Origin of the sequence: Candidatus Nanosynbacter sp. TM7-008, from assembly GCF_022828245.2 — a bacterium.
GTDB lineage: Bacteria > Patescibacteriota > Saccharimonadia > Saccharimonadales > Saccharimonadaceae > Nanosynbacter.
In genome coordinates, this window is the sequence record NZ_CP157587.1 from 69,361 (window position 1) to 93,510 (window position 24,150).

24 protein-coding genes are annotated in these 24,150 nt (G+C 43.5%); 21 read left to right on the forward strand and 3 right to left on the reverse strand.

All coding sequences use genetic code 11. From position 1 onward, the window contains the following. The first annotated feature begins 48 nt into the window (after nt 1-48). The 4 genes from LRM48_RS00365 to LRM48_RS00380 all read left to right on the forward strand — a co-directional run bounded on the left by LRM48_RS00365 (nt 49) and on the right by LRM48_RS00380 (nt 1,350). Complete coding sequence (locus LRM48_RS00365; protein ID WP_243812084.1) at nt 49-516, forward strand: restriction endonuclease subunit S; 468 nt, start codon at nt 49-51, stop codon at nt 514-516. Further along, nucleotides 480-1,049, forward strand: a complete 570-nt coding sequence (locus LRM48_RS00370; protein WP_243812083.1) for a restriction endonuclease subunit S — start codon at nt 480-482, stop codon at nt 1,047-1,049. Before LRM48_RS00365 ends, LRM48_RS00370 begins: the two co-directional genes overlap by 37 nt. Next, on the forward strand, nt 1,050-1,232 hold the full coding sequence (locus tag LRM48_RS00375) for a hypothetical protein (RefSeq protein ID WP_243812082.1): 183 nt from the start codon (nt 1,050-1,052) through the stop codon (nt 1,230-1,232). A 61-nt stretch (nt 1,233-1,293) separates the two neighbouring features. Further along, nucleotides 1,294-1,350, forward strand: coding sequence for a hypothetical protein (locus LRM48_RS00380; protein WP_426303695.1), 57 nt, complete (start codon nt 1,294-1,296; stop codon nt 1,348-1,350). A gap of 220 nt (nt 1,351-1,570) precedes the next feature. On the opposite strand, the gene rpsT is transcribed toward LRM48_RS00380, so the two are convergent. Next, nucleotides 1,571-1,918 carry a 30S ribosomal protein S20 gene (gene rpsT / locus LRM48_RS00385; protein ID WP_275973074.1) on the reverse strand — a complete coding sequence of 116 codons (348 nt, stop codon included), beginning with the start codon at nt 1,916-1,918 and terminating at the stop codon, nt 1,571-1,573. Nucleotides 1,919-2,077: 159 nt separating this feature from the next. On the opposite strand from rpsT, the gene LRM48_RS00390 reads away from it, so the two are divergent. Genes LRM48_RS00390 through rpsO form a run of 3 tightly spaced genes read left to right on the forward strand, consistent with a single transcriptional unit; the run spans nt 2,078 to nt 4,737 of the window. Further along, nucleotides 2,078-3,772, forward strand: coding sequence for a DHH family phosphoesterase (locus LRM48_RS00390; protein ID WP_243812081.1), 1,695 nt, complete (start codon nt 2,078-2,080; stop codon nt 3,770-3,772). 3 nt (nt 3,773-3,775) lie between these two features. Beyond that, the gene (gene truB, locus LRM48_RS00395) at nt 3,776-4,432 is read left to right on the forward strand and encodes a tRNA pseudouridine(55) synthase TruB (protein ID WP_243812080.1); all 657 of its coding nucleotides are present in this window, start codon (nt 3,776-3,778) and stop codon (nt 4,430-4,432) included. Nucleotides 4,433-4,470: 38 nt separating this feature from the next. Then, nucleotides 4,471-4,737 carry a 30S ribosomal protein S15 gene (gene rpsO / locus LRM48_RS00400; RefSeq protein ID WP_129632131.1) on the forward strand — a complete coding sequence of 89 codons (267 nt, stop codon included), beginning with the start codon at nt 4,471-4,473 and terminating at the stop codon, nt 4,735-4,737. 58 nt (nt 4,738-4,795) lie between these two features. Here rpsO and LRM48_RS00405 read toward each other — a convergent pair whose 3' ends face one another. After that, on the reverse strand, nt 4,796-5,395 hold the full coding sequence (locus LRM48_RS00405) for a sortase (RefSeq protein ID WP_129744273.1): 600 nt from the start codon (nt 5,393-5,395) through the stop codon (nt 4,796-4,798). 181 nt (nt 5,396-5,576) lie between these two features. Here LRM48_RS00405 and pnp point away from each other — a divergent pair, with 181 nt between their 5' ends. From pnp to LRM48_RS00470, 13 genes are all read left to right on the forward strand, one after another. Further along, nucleotides 5,577-7,694 (forward strand): polyribonucleotide nucleotidyltransferase, encoded by a 2,118-nt coding sequence (pnp, locus tag LRM48_RS00410; protein ID WP_243812079.1) that lies wholly within the window; start codon nt 5,577-5,579, stop codon nt 7,692-7,694. Nucleotides 7,695-7,734: 40 nt separating this feature from the next. Next, the gene (locus LRM48_RS00415) at nt 7,735-8,613 is read left to right on the forward strand and encodes a hypothetical protein (RefSeq protein ID WP_243812078.1); all 879 of its coding nucleotides are present in this window, start codon (nt 7,735-7,737) and stop codon (nt 8,611-8,613) included. Between the two features lie 110 nt (nt 8,614-8,723). Continuing rightward, nucleotides 8,724-9,650 (forward strand): hypothetical protein, encoded by a 927-nt coding sequence (locus LRM48_RS00420; protein ID WP_426303687.1) that lies wholly within the window; start codon nt 8,724-8,726, stop codon nt 9,648-9,650. Between the two features lie 60 nt (nt 9,651-9,710). Continuing rightward, nucleotides 9,711-10,289 carry a uracil-DNA glycosylase gene (locus LRM48_RS00425; RefSeq protein WP_243812076.1) on the forward strand — a complete coding sequence of 193 codons (579 nt, stop codon included), beginning with the start codon at nt 9,711-9,713 and terminating at the stop codon, nt 10,287-10,289. Nucleotides 10,290-10,374: 85 nt separating this feature from the next. Continuing rightward, entirely contained in the window at nt 10,375-10,809 is a 435-nt protein-coding gene (locus LRM48_RS00430) for an RrF2 family transcriptional regulator (protein WP_243812075.1), read from the forward strand. Continuing rightward, nucleotides 10,802-12,886 carry a YhgE/Pip family protein gene (locus LRM48_RS00435; protein ID WP_243812074.1) on the forward strand — a complete coding sequence of 695 codons (2,085 nt, stop codon included), beginning with the start codon at nt 10,802-10,804 and terminating at the stop codon, nt 12,884-12,886. Before LRM48_RS00430 ends, LRM48_RS00435 begins: the two co-directional genes overlap by 8 nt. 142 nt (nt 12,887-13,028) lie before the next feature. Then, nucleotides 13,029-15,188, forward strand: coding sequence for a ribonuclease J (locus LRM48_RS00440; protein ID WP_243812073.1), 2,160 nt, complete (start codon nt 13,029-13,031; stop codon nt 15,186-15,188). A 105-nt stretch (nt 15,189-15,293) separates the two neighbouring features. Then, on the forward strand, nt 15,294-17,507 hold the full coding sequence (locus LRM48_RS00445) for an FtsK/SpoIIIE family DNA translocase (protein ID WP_243812072.1): 2,214 nt from the start codon (nt 15,294-15,296) through the stop codon (nt 17,505-17,507). Between the two features lie 130 nt (nt 17,508-17,637). Then, nucleotides 17,638-17,991: a 30S ribosomal protein S6 gene (gene rpsF, locus LRM48_RS00450; protein WP_165000188.1), complete on the forward strand. Its 354-nt coding sequence runs from the start codon at nt 17,638-17,640 to the stop codon at nt 17,989-17,991. 35 nt (nt 17,992-18,026) lie between these two features. Continuing rightward, nucleotides 18,027-18,449 carry a single-stranded DNA-binding protein gene (locus LRM48_RS00455; protein ID WP_243812071.1) on the forward strand — a complete coding sequence of 141 codons (423 nt, stop codon included), beginning with the start codon at nt 18,027-18,029 and terminating at the stop codon, nt 18,447-18,449. Nucleotides 18,450-18,462: 13 nt separating this feature from the next. Further along, on the forward strand, nt 18,463-18,660 hold the full coding sequence (rpsR, locus tag LRM48_RS00460; protein WP_129632167.1) for a 30S ribosomal protein S18: 198 nt from the start codon (nt 18,463-18,465) through the stop codon (nt 18,658-18,660). 73 nt (nt 18,661-18,733) lie between these two features. Beyond that, a complete protein-coding gene (gene efp / locus LRM48_RS00465; RefSeq protein ID WP_129632170.1) occupies nt 18,734-19,294 on the forward strand; it encodes an elongation factor P in 561 nt (186 codons plus the stop codon). A gap of 9 nt (nt 19,295-19,303) precedes the next feature. Beyond that, entirely contained in the window at nt 19,304-20,026 is a 723-nt protein-coding gene (locus LRM48_RS00470) for a TlyA family RNA methyltransferase (protein ID WP_243812070.1), read from the forward strand. Here the strand turns inward: LRM48_RS00470 and ychF are convergent. Next, nucleotides 20,016-21,095, reverse strand: a complete 1,080-nt coding sequence (ychF, locus tag LRM48_RS00475; protein WP_243812069.1) for a redox-regulated ATPase YchF — start codon at nt 21,093-21,095, stop codon at nt 20,016-20,018. The genes LRM48_RS00470 and ychF overlap by 11 nt on opposite strands. 44 nt (nt 21,096-21,139) lie before the next feature. On the opposite strand from ychF, the gene LRM48_RS00480 reads away from it, so the two are divergent. Beyond that, nucleotides 21,140-24,115: a hypothetical protein gene (locus LRM48_RS00480; protein ID WP_243812068.1), complete on the forward strand. Its 2,976-nt coding sequence runs from the start codon at nt 21,140-21,142 to the stop codon at nt 24,113-24,115. The last annotated feature ends 35 nt before the right edge of the window (nt 24,116-24,150 follow it).

A 24,150-nucleotide genomic window follows, 5' to 3' on the forward strand; every position in this document is an offset into this window, starting at 1 on the left:
ATCGATACGAGTAAGTGGAAGTCATTTGCCATTGGAGAATTGTTTGAGGTGAAACGACCTGTTGCTAGAAGTCAAGCAGCATACTCTGATGGTAATGTTCCATTTGTGGCATCTGGGAATTTCAATAACGGTGTAGTGAAATATTGTGAACCAAAAGATAATGAAGCATTGGATGCCAGAAACTGTATTACGGTTAGCCCATTAGATGGGTCTGCATTCTATCAAGCGAAAGATTTCCTTGGTAGAGGTGGTGCTGGGTCAGCAATTTTGCTTTTGTATAGTGATAAGCTGACTGAATTAACAGGATTGTTTATTGCGACAGCTATACGAGCCTCGCTGACAAGATATTCGTATATTGACCAGCTAAATTCGCAAACAATTGTTGAAGAACATATCAAATTGCCTGCGGATAAATCAGGTAACCCTGATTGGGCTTATATAGATTCGTTCATGCAGAATGTCATGAACGAATCTAAGGCTTGCCTTGGCAATCTAAGGCTTGCCTTGGCAATCTAAGGCTTGCCAAGGCAGAGAAGGCGAAGGTTGATATCTCAAAATGGAAAGATTTCGAGATTGGCAAGTTGTTCAAGATTATTAAGCCGTCTGTTTTTCATACTAGGCAAGTTGTTGAGGATGATAAAGGTATCCCTTATGTTGTTCGAACGAAATTTGATAATGGTATTAAATTTCGTGTTGTAAAAACCGAAGACATGTCACCAAGCCCAAGTGGCGTAATTTCATTTGGCTCAGAAAATGCAACGTTCTTCTATCAGCCAGAGGAGTTTGTTTCAGGACGTGATATCTACTACCTCGATACACTAGGAATTTCAGAGCATGCGTGTCTGTTCATGGCCGCATGCCTGCAACCGATAGCACGCAAATATTCTTACAATTACGGATTGTTTCCTGACCTTTTGAAGCAAGAACATATCAAGTTGCCCGCTGATTCTGCTGGTAAACCTGATTGGGCATATATGGATTTGCACATGGAAGCTGTATTAACGCAAAGCAAGAAATCAATGAAAGAATTGAGGGAGGTGACTTTATAGGTGGCAAAGACTGAATTTGTCCAGAACGACAACAACCTAGCTATCGCCTACTACCGCTTTTCGTCTCACGCACAAAACGATGTCTCCATCGACCAGCAGCGCGAGCAAGCACTGTTCAATGGACACAAGGTATTCGGCTATAAGATTGCCGAGGACAAGCACAACGATTCGTGGGATAGCTGAGAATGAGACTCCGAGATACTGATTTACAGGAAAGCTCTTTTGTGGAGAGTGTGGGAGCTCTATGCAGAGCGTGCCTGGTACTCAGAAGACAATCGCGAGGTGTCTTACGAGGCACTGAACAGAGACGACGACCCTTTTACTGAAGAGGAAGTCGTCGAGTTCGATTGTTTCTTCTTTGAGTCCAGAGTTAATTAAAGCTGAACTCTGTAACTGGAAGTTAGAAAGCAAAGAAATAAATCAATCAATCAAGTATACAAATTAGCGAGTCGATTAGTCGACTGATGTTAAATAAAAATACCCCAGTTAATTCCGGGGTATTTTCTAGTAATCTTTACAGATTATTTTTCAGCTTTTTTAGCAGCTGGCTTCTTTGCTGGAGCTTTTTTAGCGGCAGTTTTCTTAGCTGCTGGCTTTGCGGCTGGTTTCTTGGCAGCTTCTAATGTAACACCTGCTTTTTTAGCAATTTTGCTTAATGCGCTCTTTCGGCGAGCAGCAGTGTTTTTCTTAATCAAGCCTTTTTTAACAGCGGTATCGATTTCGCTTTGTGCTGCAGCAAGAGTTTTTGCGCTTGGTTCTGCAGAGAAAGCTTTAACAGCAGTCTTAATGTCTTTTTTAATGCTGATGTTTCGCTCGCGGCGCTTTAAGGTTTGTTTAGCACGCTTGATGGCGGATTTGATGATTGGCATGTTTCTCCTTTACCTCTATAGATTTGTATCGCTAATCAGGAAGAATTATACAGAAAATAGCATAAATTGTAAAGAGGCGGCTTAGATATTGACTTTATGGTGCTGCTTATGGTATAGTGATGCCAAGCGTAATTACAAAAAACAAACATAGGAAAAATCATGTCAAACGGATCAGCAAAGCAAAAAGTAATCCAGAGCATCAAGGATGTAACTAATATTTTAGTGACGGTGAGTTCTAGCCCGTCAGTCGACGAATTGTCGGCAGCATTAGGATTGACGATTTTCCTCAATAAATTAGGAAAGCACGCTACGGCTGTGTTTAGTGGCGACATTCCGCCAGCAATTACGTTCTTGAATCCTGATAAGACGTTTGAGCAGACCGCAGATTCTTTACGTGATTTTATTATTGCCTTGGACAAAGAGAAGGCTGATCATTTGCGCTATAAAGTTGTTGACGACGCCGTAAAGATTTTCATTACGCCATATCGTACGACAATTACCGATAAAGACTTGGAATTTTCACAGGGCGACTATAACGTTGAGTTGGTTCTGGCGCTAAATGTTGAAAATAGTGAAAGTATTGATACGGCTTTGACTGCGCACGGTAAGATTTTACATGACGCTACGGTTGCGGCTATAACAGCGGGCGACGTAAAGAGTGGTCTGGGTTCTGTTGATTGGCACGAATCTAATGCTAGTGGCGTGAGCGAAATGGTTGTGGAATTGCTTGATGACCTGAAAACGCCGAAGGTAACTCTGGACGAGCAGATGGCGACGGCTTTGCTTACAGGAATTGTGGCGGTAACTGAGAGGTTTAGTAACGGCAATACGTCATCAAAGGTTATGACTACGGCCGCAGAACTTATGGCGGCTGGCGCAAATCAACAATTGGTGGTTTCAAAGATCGCAGAGAGCGAAGTAGAGGATGAATCGCAAAAGATTGAAAAGACCGAAGAAAAATCTCCAGAAAAAGAAGAAGTTTCAGAGGATAAAGCTGAGGAAGTAGAGAAAGACGAGGAAACCGTACACGCGGACGGAACTTTGTCGATTAGCCACGAAAAGAAGGGCGATGTTGATGAAGTAGCCGAACAAACAGCGAAGGAAAAGCAAGAAGAATCTGCTAGGATTGCCGAAGAGAAGTTGGCTAAAATTGAGCCGATAAAGGAAGAACCGCAAGCCGAGGAAGAAAAGCCGAGTGAAAAAATAGTTTCAAAGGGCGAGCTTTCTTTTGAGGAAACTCCGCTGATGGGTGGCACACTGAACGCAACGACTACACAGGCCGCCGAGGATAAGATTAGGGAATTGGCTAGCGATCAAAATAAAACCATTTTAACGCACGGTAAATATGTGGGTGATAGTACGCCTTCGTTTGGCGACACTCCGTTAAATGCGGCTATGGGCGCGTCTGATGAGCCACCAAAGATTGACCCGTTCGCGACAACTAACGCCGCTGAGCAAAAATTGTCGACAATACCTGTTGTACCGCAATCTAAAGAATCAATTATTTCGGCAATTACTAACGACACGAATCAATTGAATAATCCAGTGGCGCCAGCTCCGAGCCAGCCGATTGCGCCGATTGAGCCAGCAATAACAAATCCTGAAAATAGCATTCCAGGTTTCGATTTGCCAATGCCACCAGCAATGCCAGATTTCGGCGCTTTGCCACCAATGCCGCCAGCACCTACAGGTGTTGATGTAAGTGGATTGCCGCAGATTGCACCGCTAGGGGTAGCTCCTGAGCCGGTAGTCGCTCCGCAAGCTCCAACGCCTGCGCCGATCACTGCGATGCCAACTCAGCCAGCTCAAAACGCAGACTTCAATCCAGCGCAATTCCACATCCCAGGACAATAGTTGATGGACGAAGTGATTCTCATAGACAAGCCTCAGGGAATGACTAGCTTTGGGGTGGTAGCGCGCTTGCGACGAGTTTTATCTAATCAGGCGGGAAAGAAGGTAAAGGTTGGTCACACGGGTACGCTTGATCCGTTCGCTACGGGGCTAATGATTATTGTGATTGGAAAGAAATGCCGGGAAGCTGAAACTTTCACTAAGTTAGATAAGTGGTACGAGGCGGAAATTATTCTGGGCAAGAATAGTTCAACGGGTGATCCAGAAGGCGAAATTACCGAAGTGTCTGATTATGAGCCGAGTTTGGAAGAAGTTCAGCGGGTGGCTAGTCAATTTGTGGGAAAAATTGAGCAGACGCCGCCGATTTTTAGCGCAATAAAAATTAATGGTGAAAGAGCGTATAAATTGGCGCGCGAAGGTAAACAAGTCGAGATTCCTAAGCGCGTGATAGAAATTTACTCATTGGAACTATTGGCATACAAATACCCCAAATTAAAGATTAGAACTCATGTTTCAAGCGGAACCTATATTCGAACGTTAGCGGTCGATATTGGTGATAAATTGGGGACAGGTGCGTATTGTGAGAATTTGCGTCGTACGAAAATTGCCGACTATTCTATTGATCAGGCGAAGACTCTGGCGGACTTTGGAATTACTAGCTAATTGCAAAAAACAGAGAAGCTTGGTATAATTACAGAGCTATGATTAGCAAAGAAAATAAAGCGAAAGCAATTGCTTTGACTCAGGTCAATAAAAACGACGTCGGTAGCCCACAAGCTCAGGTGTCAGTTTTGACGGCTCGTATCAAAGAAGTCACGGAGCATTTGAAGGCGAATAAGCACGACTTCATGGCTCGTCGCGGCTTGATCCAAATGGTTGGTAAGCGCAAGCGTTTGCTGAAATATTTGGAGCGAACTGATTTTGAGAGTTACAAAGCAGTTGTTGCCAAATTAGGTTTGCGTAAATAATTTACGTTAAAAACTGCTTAAATCCCCTTTGACGAAAAGGGGATTTTTGTTGTTCTGGCTATTTTTTCAATTTGGCGATAATCACATCTCGTCCGTCATTTGCGCCACCCAAAGTGCAGGAATAAAGAGTTAATTGCGGCTGATCTGTGCGCTGTTCGATTTCCACGGCATCTGGTTTAACGCTTTGTTTTTCGCTGATGACGTAATTATAACGCACGCCGTTATAGTCAATGATGATTTCATCGCCGACAGTCAATTTATCAATATTATAAAAAGGTGATTTTCTGAGCGTCTGCTGAGGAGTTAATCCCATAATAAAACGGTGTGCAGATAAGACAAAATTGCCACCATCTTTTGGATTACCGTTTTCTGGTTTGCGCCACCACGCACCATGTTCCATTGTTTCGGCGCCGCCAGTACTATAAGGCAAATTTATGTCGATTTTCGGTATGTAAAGTCGATTTTCGGTAATTTTATTCTCAGTTTTAGTGATGAGCTGAGTGGTCTGGTTGTCTTTTGGGTTGATATTTTGCGATAAAATAAGGGGCGTGCTGATGAGGACAAGCAAATAAACTCCGCCAAGAATCATCAAGATTGCGATTATAGTTAAGATATAGCTTTTCTGGCGATTTTTTACTGAATCTAGCTGAAGTGACATGAATAAATTATAGCACACTCATCTGTTAATAAGGTTATGTTAAACGCGCTCGCGGCTGGCGTTTGGGTTGAGGTTTTAGTATAATATAAGTAGCAATTTGTAACGCGGAAGTGATAGAGATGAGACGACTAAATTGCCAAGTAATTTCATCCCTGTTACTACCGCAAGAAAGGAGCTCTTTATGAGTATTATCAATCCAAGCGGCAAGGAGATTTTTAGTGTTACCACTGATTTTTGTGGTCGGCCGCTGACTTTAGAGGTGAATCGCGTCGGTTTTAGGACGACTGGTAGTGTTTTGGTGCGCTATGGCGACACTGTAGTTTTGGGTAGCGCTCAGGTTAGTCCGCGTCCAGTGCAATTGGATTATTTTCCATTGTCAATTGATTACGAAGAAAAATTTTATGCAGCGGGTAAGATTTCTGGCAGTCGATTTATCAAGCGCGAAGGTCGCCCAAGCGATGAAGCTGTGTTGATTGGGCGATTGATTGATCGTCCGATCCGTCCGCTTTTCCCGAAGGGTTATCGTCAGGAAATTCAAGTCGTCGCGACTGTTTTGAGTATGGATCCGAGTTTCCGCCCAGATGTAATTGCGATGATCGCTGCGTCTAGTGCGTTAATGCTAACCGGTACGCCATTTGACGGTCCAGTGGCTGGTTTGCGCGTGGGTCGAGTCAATGGCGAATTTAAGGCGTTCTTGACTCCAGAAGAGCGCGAAAAGTCGGATCTTGATTTGGTTGTGGCTGGTATTGAAAGCGGCATAACAATGGTCGAAGCTGGCGCCAAAGAAGTTTCGGAGGACGTTATCATTGATGCGATGGCATGGGCTCACCAGATGATGCAGCCAGCAATTGCCCTGCAACGCGAATTGGCGGAAAAAGTTGCGCCAGCGCAGCAGGAATATGATCTAATTTTGCCAGACGAATCAATTCAGCAAACGGTTAACGCGTGGGCTGATGGAAAATTTGGTGAGAAAATCCGTCGCCCGTATCCAGAGCGCAATGAAATGATTAGCGAAATTCGCGCTGAGTTTCATGAGGCGATGGCGGAAAAATTGGGGCTGGACGAGGAAGAATACAGTGAAGTTCGTGGCGATTATGACGAAGCGTTTACTTTGGCTTTACATAAAGATGTTCGTCGGGGAATTGTCACCGAACGAGTTCGTCCCGACGGTCGACAATTGACCGAGATTCGTCCGCTCAGTTCGGAAGTTGGATTATTGCCGCGCGCTCACGGTTCCAGCTTGTTTACGCGTGGCGTAACTCAGGGAATGAATATTGTAACTTTGGCGCCGCTTAGCTATTCGCAATTGATTGACACTATGGAAATTACCGACGGTGAGCGACGTTATATGCATCATTACAATGCGCCGGGCTATACGGTTGGTGAGGTTAAGCGAATGGGCAGTCCAGGTCGACGTGAGATTGGTCACGGATACTTGGCGGAACGCGCTTTGCTTCCAGTTTTGCCAACTGAAGAGGATTTTCCATACGCTATTCGCTCAGTTACTGAGATTATGAGCCAGAACGGTTCGACTTCGATGGCGGCGACTTGTTCTAGCTGCTTGGCGTTGATGGATGCTGGCGTACCAATTTCGGCTCCAGTGAGTGGAATTGCGATGGGTCTAATGATGGACGGCGATACTCCGTACGTGTTGAGTGATATCGCTGATGCCGAGGACTTTGCTGGTGATATGGACTTTAAGGTAACTGGAACTTCAAGGGGTATTACGGCTCTTCAAATGGATATGAAGGTTCATGGTTTGCCGGTGGCAGTGTTGCGTCAAGCGATTGAGCAGAGTAAGGCAGGGCGTGCGCACATTTTGGAACATATGCTTAGTGTGCTTCCAGGGCCTCGTGAGTCGCTTAGTCCGTATGCGCCACGAATTGAGAAGATTAAGATTGACCCAGATAAGATTGGCGTGATTATTGGTAAGGGCGGTGAGACGATCAATAAGATTACCTCGGAAACTGGCGCTGAAATTGATATTAAGGAAGATGGTTTGATTACTGTGGCTAGCCCAGACGGCGCGTCAATTGAAAAGGCTATGAACTGGATTAAGGGTCTGGTTGAAGAGCCAGAAGTTGGCAAGATTTACGAAGGCAAAGTTGTTGGTATTAAAGATTTTGGTGCGTTTGTGAATATACTTCCTGGTGTTGACGGAATGGTTCATATTTCGAAATTGGCGGAACGTCGAGTTGAAAAAGTGACTGATGTCGTGAAAGAAGGGCAAACTGTTCGCGTGAAAATCACTGGAATTGACGAGCGCGGTAAGATTAATTTGACGATGATTGGTTTATAAATATATAATAGCGAAAGCGTAATTTTAGGAGGAAAATTTTATGGACAATAGCAATAACAATAAACCTCAAACACCGCCTCAGCCGCAATTCCAGCAGGCTCCACAACAACCTCAGGCTCAGCAGCCTCAACCACAACAACAATTCCAACAACAACCAGTCATGGGAACTCCATACCAAATGCCACCAAAAAAGAAAATGAGTAAAGGTGTCATGTGGGGAATCATCGGCGGAATAATTGGACTAATCGTAATTATCGTTGGCGTAGTCCTGGCTGTCTTGTTATTAGGCGGTCCAAGCAAGGCGGATTATAAAGACCTGCTTTCACAGTTTACTGGCTTTGACATAAATAATGCCTTTATCAGTAAAAGTAGCACTGGTACTAAAAATAGGAAAGCTGAAATAGATGAGACTATTGGTAAAATTGACGACCTTAATAAAAAAATGGGCTCACATAAAGCACTTCGCGATAAGGATGTGAAAGCGGCATATGATAAATACTTGGACAGTTGGAATAACGGCGCAAAAGAATATGTTGAGTTCATAGGAGCCTTTACTGAAAATAATTTTTACGAGAAATGTAGGTTAACTGAAGTAAGTAAGCATATTCGGGAGTCTAAAGAAAGTATTGAGAAATATTTTGACTCTAATATGAAAGACTGTATGGATTCTTTGGATAAGATGTCGAAATCTAACAACAAGCTAGTTGCTAAATATGGCGAAGATCTGAAGAAATACTACTCAGAAATAAAGCAATACTACGTAGAACTTTCAGAATACATTAAGAACGCATCATCGGGGGCATCAAGACCAAAGGCGCCAACATCACCGAAGATAGATATTAAGGCAGATACATTGAATAAATGGAAAGAAGCTAGCGAAAACTTTAAGAAAGTTTTGGAAGAAAAAGCTAATAAATAGTCTGTAATTAAAAATAAAGCACCCTGAGAAATCGGGGTGTTTTTATTTGACTACAATTAAGCTATAGCGATATAATGACAAAAAGTATAAAAGTCAGGAGACTACTATTTATGGACGACAACAACAATAAACCACAGCCTCAAGTGCCGCCTCAGCCGCAATTCCAGCAGGCTCCACAACAACCTCAGGCTCAGCAGCCTCAACCACAACAACAATTCCAACAACAACCAGTCATGGGAACTCCATACCAAATGCCACCAAAAAAGAAAATGAGTAAAGGTGTCATGTGGGGAATCATCGGCGGAATAATTGGATTAGTCGTAATTATCGTTGGTGTAGTCCTAGCTGTCTTGTTACTGGGCGGTCCAAGCAAGGCGGATTATAAAGCTGCTGTAGACAAAGTGAACGATACGATCGAAATTTACAATAAAGCTTCGACGTCACTTTCATATGTTTCTACTTCAGAAACCAAGTCTTCGTTAGAGTCTACTCGTAAAAAGCTTTCCTCCACAAAGGATGAAGTTGACGGTAAATTAAGCGAGCTAGGCAAGATGAAGGCTATTACTGGCGACAAAGAAGTTCGTGAGAAGTATGACGCTTTGAAAAATAAGCTAGGTAAGTTTGATTCTGCAGTGGATGCCTTTGATGAAGTTTACGGAAAGATACTTCCAGCAGTAGCTGATTTTTCTGATAGTAGCAACAGCTCTAATATATCTACCTTAGAGAGTGCGGTTAAGAAAGCTCGACAGGATCTTAAAAACGCCGATATCAAGAACGAGCACAACAAGAAATTCGTCAAGGACTTTACTGCTCAATTGGAAAAACTTGAAGAAATGTTGCCAAAAGTTGCTGAGATGAAATCTGATTACAAAAAATACGACTCTAACTATATCAGTGATTTTTACGATACTCTTACCGCGATACAGAAGACTGCTCGCGAATGGGCTTCGGGACTACAAAAAATAGCAGAAGAGGGCGAAATTAAGGACGAACTAAATAACCTAGGAGCTATACTGGTAAACAAGGTAAATAAATAGTTCTGCTAAATGTCATAAGCGCCTCGTTTCTTGCGGGGCGTTTTTTGATAGAATAAATATATGGACAAGCAGGCTAAGTTGGACGCGCTGGCAGAAGAAATTGTAAAAGAGAAGGTTTGCTCGGATTTGGCGGATCAGGCGACGCAGCTTGTTATGGGCGACGGAAATCCTGATGCTGATATCGTTTTTATTGGCGAGGCGCCGGGGAAGAATGAAGACTTACAAGGCAAGCCGTTTGTTGGCGCTGCGGGAAAATTCCTTGATGAAATGCTAAAATCTGCCAATTTACAGCGGTCAGATGTATATATTACCAATATTGTTAAGTATCGACCGCCGAATAATCGTGACCCGTTACCAGAGGAAAAGCGTCAATTTTGGCCATATTTACTCAGGCAATTAGAGATTATACAGCCAAAGGCTATTCTGACCTTGGGGCGGCACAGCGGTGGTGGGTTTATTCCAGGATTGCAGATCGGTAAAGAACACGGTCATCCACGTAAAGTGCGTCTACATGATCTAGAATTTGTTGTCATTCCTCTATATCATCCAGCCGCTGCGCTTTATAACGGCGGTATGCGTCAGACTTTAATTGATGATTTTATTCAGGCTGTGGAATTTGTAAAAAATAGCGGCGCTTAATTAGACTATTTTCTTGCAAAAGTTTCTCAGGCGTAGTATAGTGGATAGTCGATATCTATTATATCTAAGTCGAGAAAGGATTTGTATGAGATTATCGGGAGCTGTTGAACAGGCGTGCTGCATTATGGCAATTCTGGCGGATCCGAAAAGGGCGACGCCGGTAACTAATGATGCGCTGGCGGAAAAGATGCTGGTTTCGCCGACATACTTGAAGAAAATTAGTCGGAAATTGGTAATAGCAAAGCTAATCACTTCAACCCAGGGAACTGGCGGTGGATTTATTTTAGCGAGAAAAATGAACGAAGTTACGTTGCATGATGTCGTCCTCGCAATTGAAGGAGAATCGCCATTTTTCCAACCTCAAGGAGTTGTTGAGAGAGTTTTTCAATCGCGTCCTCGCCAGGTGGAAATTGGTATGAATATGATAGAAAAGGTTTTTTCTGAAGCGCAGGAAAAGTGGAGTGAATATTTGAAAACTGTGACGCTGGAAGATGTCGCAAAGGAGGTCGCACATGATTAAAAATAAGATGTTACAAGCCGAGTGGAAGCATTTGTTTAATAATAAAATATTGCTGATATCCATGGCTGTGATTTCGTTTATCCCGATTTTGTATAGTGGATTTTTTCTAGGCTCAATTTGGGATCCGTACGGACAAACAAAAAACTTGACGGTGGCGTTTGTGAACGAAGATAAGGGCGCTAGCTTAAATGGCAAATCGCTGAATGTCGGCGAATCTGTCGAGAAAAAACTGAAAGATAATCACGATTTGGGCTGGGAGTTTGTTAGTAAGCAGCAGGCAGACGAAGGCGTGAATAGCGGGCATTTTTATGCAGTGGTAACTATTCCGTCCGACTTTTCGCAGAAAGCGGCGTCAATTACCGAATCTGAACCTCAGCAAGCGGTTATTAATTTTACGACCACGCCAGCGAAAAACTACATCGGTTCGCTAGTCAGTAATCAAGCTGCCGCCAAGGTTAAATCTTCGGTGTCTGAACAAATCACCCAGGCGTACGCTAAGGGAATCTTGGAGAATTTGGACAAGCTTGGAATAGGGCTGGATACGGCGGCTAACGGCGCATCAACTTTGCACGACGGATTAGGGCGATTACAATCTGGCACACAAACATACGTTGGCGGCGTTAAGCAATTAGCGGTAAATCAGCAATCCTTGACTGGCGGACTGGCGCAACTCAGCGACGGTTCTCGTAAATTGCAGGCGGGATTGGGGCAATTGTCGAACAATTTGCCGACTGAATCTCAATTGTCACAATTATCTGACGGCATGAAACAATTGCAATCGGGCATAAATCAATTAAACGCCAGCGTGAGTAATCCATCGCCAGCGCTCGTGGCTCAGCAAAACAAGGTAGAAACGGAAGCGCAAACTTTGGCGCAAACAATGCGAGCTTCGGAGTCCGACTTGTCGGCGGCGGGCGATACTTTGCGGACTTTGGGCACGCAAGCAGCCGCTTCTGGCAGTGAATCTACGACGATAAGTTTGTCGCAAATTAGCAATATTTCTCGAGCATTCACAGAAACTCAGGCAATTATTGAGCAGACGACAACGCTACTTAAAGATCTTCGAGTGCTAACTCAACAATTATCGGCGCAACAAACGCAACTTCAGGCTGGAGTTTCTACATTGAATAAAGGCGTGAATCAATTGGCACCAAACGCAATCACCGCATTTAACGGCTATAACAGTGTGCGATTTGCGAATAATCAATTGTTGGCGGGCTCGGCAAGCTTAACAAACGGCTTAAACGAAGCAAAATCGGGCAGTCAAAAATTGGCGAATGGCGCGAGTTTATTAGAAAGTCGCTCGGGCGCGTTAATTGATGGAACTTCGCAACTGGCAAGCGGCGCGGACACGCTGGCGAATAAATTGGCGGACGCTTCTAATCGCATAAAAATTCAACCAACTGGCGCTACGACTCAGCAGCAAATTGCAAATCCAGTGAAGTCGGAGATGATTGAAAAAGGCAATGTTCCGAACTATGGCTACGCTTTGTCGCCGTATGTTTTGTCGCTAAGTTTGTTTGTTGGGGCACTAGTTCTGAACGTTATTTATCCGATTCGCAAAACTTTTTCCGAGCAGGAAAGCGCGATTCGTTGGTGGCTGTCTAAAGCTTCGGTGGCCGGCGTGGCAGCCTTTATGCAAGCAACGATTTTGATGTTGGTGATGGTGTTTTTCTTAGGGCTAACTCCAGAGCATCCAGCACATTTTATCGGGGCAATTTATCTGACGTCGTTTGCGTATATGTCGATTGTGTCGCTTTTGGTGATTGTTTTGGACAATCCAGGACGATTCCTAGCGATGGTTCTTTTGGTGCTTCAATTGGGCTCCAGCGAGGGAACATTCCCAATCCAAACTGCCAACGGATTCTTCCAAGCAATTAATCCGCTAGTGCCGATGACTTACTCGATTCGCGCATTGCGCCAGGCTATTTCGGGCGGGCTAGATAACGCATTTTATGGTGGCAGTATGTGGGTTTTGGTTGGATTCTTATTGGTGGCTAATTTATTGACAATCGGCTTCTTCGCTTATCGTGGCAAGCGTAAATTCGCACACACGTCGGTGGATGGCGACGATTAATTGACCTCTGTTATAAAATATTGTTCTTTGACAAAAAATGAGCGGTTTGCTAATATAAGAGTACTAACTAGAGGAATTTACGTCAGTTCACCTCTATACCTGGTTTTTGAATTATATTGTAATAAAAAAGGAGTATAACAATATGGGTCAGCGGCGACTAGCAACACCGCAAAAAGACGACGCCAATAAGCGTCCGCAGTCAAAGAAAAGCAACAATGCAGTTTTGAATAGTACAACTACTCGTAAGGGTGAGGTTTTCCGAGCTCAGCGACGAACAAGCGAGAACGTTAATCTCAGGGCTTCACAGCACTTGATTGATATTCCAGTGAATAAGTCAGTTTACAACGGATACGGCGGCGAGCAGTTTAGCGCCAAAATGCAACCAAAACCTGTTCGCGGCGGTCAGCCGAAGCTTCGGATTATTCCGATTGGTGGCGTGGGCGAAATGGGAATTGGTAAGAATATGAACGCCATCGAATATGATGATGAGATTATCATCGTAGATATGGGATTTCTGTTCCCGGGCAGTGATTATCCAGGCATCAATTACATCACGCCGGATATTACTTGGCTGGAAGAGAATAAGCATAAAATTAAGGCACACGTATTTACACACGGGCACCTTGATCACATTGGTTCGTTCCGTCACTTCATTCATCGTATTCCAGCGCCAGTTTATGGCTCTAAGTTTACGATTGGTATGCTTGATCGAACGATGGACGATTCAGAAGTGGATTTCAAGCCGGATTATCGAGTGATGGATCCGCTGAGTCACGAAATTGTTCAAGTTTCTAAGCATTTCTCGGTCGAGTTAGTGCGAGTTAACCACTCAATTCCTGATTCTACGGCGGTGATTATTCGAACCCCAATGGGTGTGATTGTCGATTCTGGTGACTGGCGATTTGAGGAAAGTCCAGTTGACGGTCAGAAGTTTGACCTTGAGCGACTTACAGAAGTGGCTTCAAAAGAAGGCATTTTGATGTTTATGAACGAGTCGACCAACTGTGAGTCGGCTGGCACGCACACGCACACGGAGTTTGATATTCAGTATTCCATCGGTCAGGTGATGGACAAGTTTAGTAATAGTCGAGTAATTTTAAGTTGTTTCTCATCGCAGGTGCATCGCTTGCAATTAATCTTAGAGGAAGCGCATAAGCACGGACGCAAGGTGGCGTTTGCTGGATTCTCGATGATTCAAAACCTGGAAGTGGCGTTGCGTTCGGGAACGATTAAGATTCCTAAAGACACCATTATGAAGATGGAAGATATTGTTAAATTGCCAGATAATCAAATTGCTGTAGTTTGTACTGGCTCGCAGGGTGAATTTAATGCTGTCTTAAATCGCATGGCGACGGGCGCTCATAAATACATGAAAATTAAGGGCTCGGACGTTGTGGTATTTAGCTCAAATCCAATTCCTGGCAATGAAAAAAGCGTGGTGCGAACGGTTGACGGTCTGATGCGCGAAGGTTCTGACGTTATTCAGAACGGTAAAACTCACCTGACGGGAATCGGTCCGTTGCACTTGTCGGGTCACGGTTATTATGACGATCACGTTAAATTGATCAACGCACTTAATCCGACTTACTACATGCCAATTCACGGTGAATTCCATATGTTGGTGCATAATGCCAGGTTAGCGGAAAAAGAATGCGGAATTCCTCGTAAGAATATTTTTGTGTGCGATGCTGGAGATATTATTGAAATTGATATTGAAAGACAAGCAAAGAAGGCTGGGCGAATTCATGTTGGCGGTGTGATGTATGATGACACTGGCGCGATTGTTTCTGAGGTTGTGCTGAAAGATCGCATTCACATGTCACAAGAGGGAATGTTTGTTGTGGTGTTGACTGTACAGCGTGGCACTGGACGATTATTAACTAGCCCAGACATTATTTCTCGCGGATTTATTTACTTGCGCGACTCTGAAGAGTTGATGAATATGATTCGTCAATATTTGAAGCAAAAAGCGGCACGTAGTTTTTCTGGCAAATATGATTTGGATGTGATCAAAAAAGAAATTAAAGATGAGATTACGCACATATTATATGATCAGACTCGCCGAACGCCGATTGTCATTCCGGTGATAAATGAGGTTGGTGGCTTGAAACCTGTTAAGTCGGCAGCTACGCCAACACATTCTGCCGTGAAATCGCCAGCGCGCGGTAAGAGACCCGCCTCGGGTGAGTCAAAAATGACTCTTCCGACTGCGCCGCGTCGTCGTTTCCCGCAGCGCCAAGTGCCAGATACTGAAGCAAACGACACAAAAGCCAGAGAGCGACAGAATACTCGCCCGTACTAGGGTTCTGGATTGATTTTACTGGTGAATTATGCTATAATACTAAGCGTATTAAGTTGATTTTACATCTGTTAATAAGTGTAAAATCAGTGTATAATAAAAACGATTATGGCAAAAAAACGAAAGAGCACGAAAAAATCCGCACCAGCCAAGCCGCAGCATAGTTTGCCGGCGGGTTTTTGGTCACAAGTTGGCGCGGTGATGCTTATTCTTTTGTCTCTACTACTCGTCGTATCGTGGTTTGGTGTCGGTGGTCCAGTTTTACAATGGATTGATATGGCAACCGTAAAAACAATTGGTTACACCGCGTATGCCTTGCCGATATTGCTGATTTATTTGGCGGTTGAGACTTTCCGAGCGGAAGAGAATCAATTACCCGCAGTGGTGAAATTTGCGGCAATTCTGGAAATTGTGTGGTTTTCTGGATTGTTTGGGTTAATGAAGACGGCTTCGCGTCCGAATTCTGGTGGATTTGTGGGCGATATATTGAATACGGCTACACTGAAAATGGTAGATTCGGCAATTGCGGTGATTATTTATCTGGTTTTGGCGTTTATAACGGTTCTATTTATTACCCAGACGTCACCGTTTACAGTTTTCAGTAAACTTTGGGAGATAATTAAGAGTAATACCAAGGAAGACGATAATAATCGTTCTATTATGAAGAAGGCCTCAATTGCTCAGCCAGCAGAAGAAGAGAAAAAGACGGACTTGGGAGAGATTAAGCTAAATGCTGGTGTGCCAATAATTGATACAGCCAAAGAGAAAAAGAGTCTATTGAAGAAAGTAGAGAAGCCAGAGAAGGTCAATGAAGAGCAGGCTTTGGTGGCAACTCGTGATCCGAATTGGGAGGCGCCAAGTTTGGATCTATTAGAGAAGAATGAAAGCGGTGCTGATGCTGGAGATACGCGCCAGAACGCCCAAATAATTCACGATACGTTGGCTGAATTTAATATTGAGGCGGCGATGGGTGACATTAATGTTGGTCCAAAAGTTACGCAGTACACCTTAAGACCACCGAGTGGGGTTAAATTGACGCGAATTACGGCGCTGGAAACTAACATTGCGCTTAATTTGGCGGCACAAAGTTTAAGGATTGAGGCGCCGATTCCTGGTCAGCGAGCGGTTGGTATTGAGGTACCTAACCGTAAGGCTGCCGAGGTGCGATTACGAAGTACGTTGTCGTCAAAACAGTGGGCTGCTGCTCGTGATCCTTTGAGTTTTGGAATTGGTAAAGATATATCTGGTCAAGTTGTTGTGGGTGAACTGGGAAAGATGCCGCATTTGTTGATTGCTGGACAAACGGGCTCTGGTAAGTCGGTGATGATTAATACTTTGCTGTGTAGCTTGCTGTACCGCAATAGTCCGAGTGACATGAAGTTGATTTTGGTCGACCCGAAGCAAGTTGAAATGGCGCCGTACGCCGATATTCCGCATCTTCTTACGCCGGTGATTAACGAGCCGGAAAAGACCATTTCAGCTTTGAAGTGGGCGGTGAATGAAATGGAGCGACGCTACAAATTGTTGGCGGGCGAGAAAATCCGTAATATTAAGGAATACAACAAGAGGTTGCAGTCGCGCGCCAAAAAGATTGCGATTGCTGATGAAAATGGCAATGTTCAGGAGCATGAAGATGGATCGATGCCATATATTGTGATTGTGGTGGACGAGATGTCTGATCTTATGATGATGGCTAAAAAGGATGTTGAGACGTTAATTGTTCGTTTGGCGCAGAAATCGCGAGCGGTGGGTATTCACTTGGTGTTGGCAACGCAGCGTCCTAGTGTGAACGTGATTACCGGTTTGATTAAGGCGAACGTTCCAGCGCGAATTGCCTTTACGGTGGCTAGTCAGGTTGACAGTATAACAATTTTAGACCAATCTGGCGCTGAGAAATTATTGGGTCAAGGAGATATGCTATTTTACGTAACAAGTATGAGCAAGCCAAAACGTATCCAAGGTGCTTGGGTGACAGATGACGAGGTGAATAAAATTGCCGATCATTTGCGTATGCAGATGGCTCCGCAGTATAACGACGAAGTAGTGGCTCAGCCAGTTCAATTGGATGGCAAGGGTGGTGTTGTTATGGATCTGTCGGAGGGTGGCGATGATAAGTTTAAGGACGCGGTTCGTGTGGTGGTTGAACGACGCAAGGCCTCAACAAGTATGCTACAAACGCGCCTGGGAATTGGTTATCAGCGAGCAGCGCGAATTATTGAAGAGATGGAAGAGCGGGGAATTATCGGTCCGCAGAACGGCTCTAAGCCACGCGATGTTTTGATTTCTAGTCCAGAAGAGCTTGAGGAATTGCTGGCGGAATAGCGATTGCTACGATTTATCAGTGGTAAGATTGGCAATATTGGCTGTTTAGTGATATAATAGCAATTGAATATTAACCTAAGCTTGTGTGAGACAGCATAAGCATCCGTAAATGGATTCCAGAGGAGGAAACATGAACGAATACGAACTAACCGTTCTTATTCACCCGGATTTAGAGGCTAATCTAGATTCAGCGTTGGATAAGGTACGTGGTTTAATCACTGCTAACGGTGGTGAAATTACCAAAGAAGATAACTGGGGCAAGAAAAAATTGGCCTACACAATCAAGCGTGAAGATTTTGCAGTTTACGTTTGTTTTGAGGTTAAATTGCCAGCACCAGCTTTGTTGAAGATTTCAAACACGCTTAATATTACTGACGAAGTCTTGCGCTACCTATTGGTAAAAACTGATGAAAAAACTCGTCAAGCATTAAGCGAGCAAAAAGCACGCAACGAAGAATCTGATTCAAGCGAATCAAGTAAATAAGCCTAACTGCCGTAAGGTAAAAGAGGGGATAGAATATGGCACGAAGTATCAATCAAGTGATTTTGTTGGGTAGATTGACACGCGATCCAGAACAGCGAACGACTGCTTCTGGCAAGAACGTAGTTAGTTTCAGTATTGCTGTTGATCGACAATCTCAAGACGATCAGGCTGACTTTTTCAATATCACAGCCTGGGATAAACTTGGTGATTTGGTAATGCAATATCTAAGCAAAGGTCGTCGAGTTTTGGTTCAGGGACGACTGCGACAGGATAGCTGGGAAGATAAGGATACTGGTAAAAGGCAGAGCCGAATTGAAGTTACTGCTTCAGATGTAACGTTCTTAGACGGTCCAAATGGCGACAATTCAGGTTCTGCAGCACCAAAGACTACTAAAAAAGAGGAAGTCGTAACGGAAATTGACGATAAGCCAATTGACCTAAGCGAAATTCCATTCTAATAAGGAGATTAAAATGGCACAATTGAAGAAAAATCCACCGATCATTTTTGACTATAAAGATGTAAAAACTTTGCAACGTTACATCAATGTTTACGGTCAAATTGAGCCAATCAGCAAGACTGGTTTGAGCGAAAAGCAACAGCGAAGCTTGGCAGTAGCAATTAAGCGTGCTCGCCACTTGGCTTTGTTGCCATTTGTTACTAGCAACTAGGAACGTTTAATGCGCAATATCTCGTTGCTATTACATATTTGGCAGCGAGATATTTTATTGGAAAGGAGAAAATATGTATCAGCCAACTGATTTGAAAAAAGGCGTAGTTTGTCAAATTGACGGCAAGCCATATCGCGTCGTAGAGTACGGCCAAAAAGTTATGGGTCGTGGCGGTTCGATTGTTAACGTGAAATTGAAAAACCTAATTGACGGAAGTGTTATTCCAAAGACTTTCAAGGGTCAAGAGCGAATTGAAGCTGCAGAAGTAAATAATAAAACTGCGCAATATTTGTATAACGACGGCGACAAGTTCTATTTCATGGATCCGACTAGCTTTGAGCAATTTGAGCTGGCTGCGGAAATCGTGGATGACGCCAGTAAATACCTGAAAGAAGGCGACGAATTAAGTCTTCAATTCTTCGACGGTCGAGTGATTAACGTTGAGCTGCCAAAGAATAAATATCTGGAAGTTACTTACACGGAAGATGTGGTTAAGGGCGATACGACTTCATCTGTGCTAAAAGACGCTACTTTGGAGACAGGGTTGGTTGTCAAAGTTCCAGCATTTATCAAGCAGGGCGATATTATTAGCGTTGACACATCGACTGGCGAATATCGCGAGCGAAAGAAATAGTTCTATTTAATGAAACAGCGATTAGATAAAGCTCTGGTCGAGCGCGGTTTGGCGACAACAAGATCTCAGGCGGATAATTTTATTCGCCTGGGCTATGTTTTTTTGAATAAGAAAATTGTCCAAAAATCAGGAACTATGGTATCTGATTCGGACGAGATAAAGCTCGAGAAGAAGGAAACTTATGTTTCGCGAGCCGGCTTAAAACTGGCAAGCGTGGCGGAGTATTTTCATCTTAATTTTCAGGATAAAACCGTTCTGGATATTGGTTCGAGCACGGGTGGATTTACTGACTATTCACTGCGTCATGGCGCTAAAAAGGTATTTGCTGTTGATGTTGGAACGGATCAGCTCCATCCAAGCTTGAGACCGAATCCAAAAATTGTTCTTCACGAAAAGACCGATATTCGTGATTTTTATACAGATGAAGCAATTGATATTATTGTGGGCGATGTGTCGTTTATATCTCTGAGGGAAATTTTGCCGCACGTGGCAGAAAATCTGATGAATAGCGGCACTGTTTTAATTGCTATGGTGAAGCCTCAATTTGAGGCGGGGCGGCATCAGGTTAATAAGGGAATTATTAAAAACGATAAAGTTCGCCGACAGATTTTATCCGATTTTGAAGATTGGGCGAAAAAGTATTTTGTTATCTTAGATAAAAAAGATAGTGAAGTGGCTGGCAGTAAGGGCAATCTTGAGCGATTTTACAAATTGAAATTATCTAAACGTTAAACCTAAATTCAACGACGTCATTTGGTTGCATGACGTAAGTTTTTCCTTCGGTGCGAATTTTACCGTTTTCACGAGCCTTAACTTCCGATCCTGCTGCGACTAAGTCGTTAAAATCAACAATTTGTGCGGCAATAAATCCGCGTTCAAAATCCGAGTGAATAACGCCCGCGGCTTGCGGTGCAGTCCAGCCTTTGTGAATTGTCCAAGCTCGGACTTCTTTTTCGCCCGCAGTTAAGTAGCTTTGTAGCCCGAGCGTATCGTAGGCTGCGTGAATAAGTTTGGCGAGTCCAGTTTCCTTGACGCCGTAGCTTTCTAATAACTCTTTGGCGTCATTTTCAGATAAGCCCTTCAATTCTTCTTCCAGTTTTGCGCAGACAAAAACGGTTTTTGCGGGACTTACTAGTTCGGTCAATTGACTCTGTAGATCGGAATTGTTCAATCCTTCTTCGTCGACATTAAACGCGTAAATGACGGGTTTGGCGGTAAGGAGGTGTAGGTCGGAAATTGCTTCAAAATCCACATCTGCCAGGGCGGAAATTGGTACGCCTTTTTGTAAATTGTCGATTAAAGACTGCAGATATTCAACTTTTTGGCGAGCTTTTGGGTTTGCTTTAGCTTCTTTTTGAAGTTGAGGCAGGCGTTTTTCAAGAGTTTGCAAATCAGCCAGAATCAGCTCAGTATTGATTATGTCAATATCCTTTTTTGGGTCGATTGGCGCTTCGTCGTGACGCAAAATTTTTGAATTTTCGAACGCACGGACAACATGAACAATTGCGTCGCACTCTCTGATATTGTGAAGAAACTTATTACCCAAACCTTCACCCTTAGACGCGCCAGCAACCAGCCCCGCAATATCAACGAAAGTGACGGTGGCTGGAATAATTTTTTGCGCATGATAAAGATCGGCTAAAATTTGCAGACGATCATCTGGCACGGGAACAATTCCTGTGTTCGGCTCAATTGTCGCAAATGGATAATTAGCCGCCAAAATGTCGTTATTTGTTAAAGCGTTAAAAAGTGTCGACTTGCCGACATTTGGTAAACCAACGATTCCAATAGATAAACTCATATATTTATTATATCATCTGCGTAATCTTTGATATAATTATAAGCATGAGAAGAAAATACTCATTGCCTAAGGTGGGCATGCTGGCAATAGTAGTGGCTTTGGCTATTTCGGTAACGGCTTTTTTTATCTATACATATGCGGCGCCAAGCTCGCCAAATTGGACGATAACTGGTAAATCCTGGGTTACTAAGCAATTTAATCCAGCAGACACTACCAACTTCGGATCTAATTGGACTGTTGCTCCGGGGAGATTAAAGAATGTGAAGCCTGGAGATACGGTTGATTGGTGGCATAGTCTTTTTGTTAGCGGAGGAGCCACTGACAATGTCGTGACTGGCGTACAGCAGGACGTGTTCGATTTAAGCTCAAATCAGCCGATGGATAATGATGTCAGTCTGAACGACAGGGGAGCTTGGCATAATGAAGATCCTCGATGGTTTAACGTTATGACGGATTGGAAGGATTATGCTTGGAAGCGAATGAACAATCCAGAGGGAGTAGATTATCACACTACCTCTATGGAGGCGTTGAACGGAAAATCTAGATTAGAGGATGTTCGTGGTCCGCTTGGAAAAAATAAATTTATGTTTACGCGAGTCATTAAAAGAGAGGATATGGGTAAGCGTATCTGTCAGCGAATCTACTGGGATAGGCGTAATTCTTTGGTGTCAAAAGGCTGGGTGTATTCATCATACGCCTGTGTTGAAGTTCCGTATGATTATAATGTAGAACCTTCGGTGAGTGTTAATTCGGATTATATTGACGCAGAAAATGTCACGAAAATTGAGGGAATAAATGCCGGCTTGAACAATAAGGGCACGTCAAAAACTCAAAATTCTTCGTATGCACTTGCGCGGTTTGTTGTCAGAGGAGCTGAAGTCTCGGGGCTTACGGGCAAGAGCGATGTGGTTTCATTGCCTGGTGGTACTGCTGATAGTGATTGGCCGTGTGCAATCGTGCGACTGATTAAAGGACAATATAGAGATAGCTTAAATATTGATAGCGGCGCGTGTAGAAAAATTGTTCAAAACACTGGCAATCAATTAAACACTGGTCAGACTCCAGTGGCTACAAATCAGGTAGATAATCTGGATAGAGTTAAGCTAAGCGCTAACGACAGCCTATGTTATGTGGTTATGGTCAGTAATTACAACGGTTCGGCTCCTTCTACGGATTTTAAATACGCGGTTAAGTGTATCAGATCCTCAAAAAGACCGAAAGTACAGGTTTGGGGTGGTGATATTAAGACAGATAAAGAGGTTATTACCAGCAGGACATCAAATAATGTGAATGTTCCTGATGAGAATCTTAGTCGAATTGAGTTAGATAAGACCTCTATACGAGCAAAGGGGCTGTGGGGTACTGGTTTAGACAGGCATGGGAATAAGCTTGGTGGTGAGGTGTCGTTTAGTCCCGGTGAATATGGATATAAGGGTGGTAATATGGATGATAAACATTGGTCAATAGTTTGTGCCGAGGATCAGTATGGCGGTAATGGAAACCAGAGGGCGTATAAGAAGTCTACTGGAAAGCCAGATTATCTTCCGAGTTGTCATGGTGATGCGACCAACTTAAAAGACGACTATCAAGCAAGGACGATTGTAACGACACAATGGCGCGCTCCTGGTGGAGGCGATGTATTGCAAGATGGTTATATTACGTGTAAACCCGATTCCATGTATTACGACATAGTTGGTGATGCATCGCTCGTCTATAATCCTGATTTTTGCAAGAGGGGTGTTTGGAGAACATCTGACTCTGCAAAGTGGATTGGTATAAACAGCTTTGGTCGACATACGCATTCTAATAGTAGACCAGATCCAGCATTCTTAAATTGTAATAACAATCTTCGTCCTATAGTAGAGCTTATCCCGTGTTTGGATATGTATGTCTTTAGGCTGAAAGGTATCAATTTAGGAGGGTTAAAAGATGCTAAGAGTCTGGAGATTGGTTTTAGTGGAGCTGTAGATAACCTCGTTAAGGTGAAGATTAACGGTTATGAGATGAAAACGTTAGGTAACGACAACGGATCCAGACCTGAAGGAGTTCAGTATTTTGGTTGGGGTCTTCCGGGCTATGCTGGAAATTCTCGATTTACCGCTGAGACGCAGCCAGGCACTGTTCTATATGAGAATAATAACTTCATCGATATTTATATAAAATCTAATCCGTCACATATGGGATTGTTGATCGAGGATATAACATTGGCGTATAAGATGGCTTATACAAATCAGAATGTGTACGGTTCTTGGGGTGAATATGGAATTATTGCTAATGGTAAGGCGGATTCGGCTTCAGGGGCTGGATTGTCATCGTCGTTTAATGGTCGCTCGGGCGTGACGCCGCGTGACTATAATAAGCTGACTTTTGCCAATATTCCAAAGTATGGTAATTTCAGTAGTACCAGTTCAGTTCCAGATAATTTTACTTTACCGTCGGTTGGAGGGACGAGAGGTAATATCTCTGGCAATGTAGATGTGAATAGTCTAGCTTCAGGTGAATATAACGCTGGAAATATAACCTTAACGGGGTCAAAATTAAGCGTAGGCAAGAGTATAGTCATAAAGTCCTCGGGCGTAGTCAGGATTTCGGGTGATTTGCTATACACAGACACGAATGATGTGCGTCAATTACCACAACTAATTATCTACGCGAAGAATATTATTATAGAGCCTTCGGTTGGGGAAGTGAATGCTTGGTTGATTACTCAGAAAGATGGATATGTTAGTACTTGTGGCGTGGTAATTAGCGATGTAGCTTGGCTGAGTGGTGTTTCTGATGTTTCTTGTGGCAAGCAATTGAAAATCAACGGGCCAATTAAAACTGGACGCTTATTCTTGCGACGAACGTACGGCGGAAAACATGCTTCATCTGCAAAGAATGATCCGAATATGCACCCTGGAACTCCAGCAGAAATCATCAATTTGAGGGCTGACACTTATATTTGGGCTTACAATAATTATCGAAACACTGGCGCGATTAGTACGATGAATGTTCGCGAATTGCCGCCAAGATATTAAAAGTTTGCAAATTAAAACGCTAATGTATATAATTA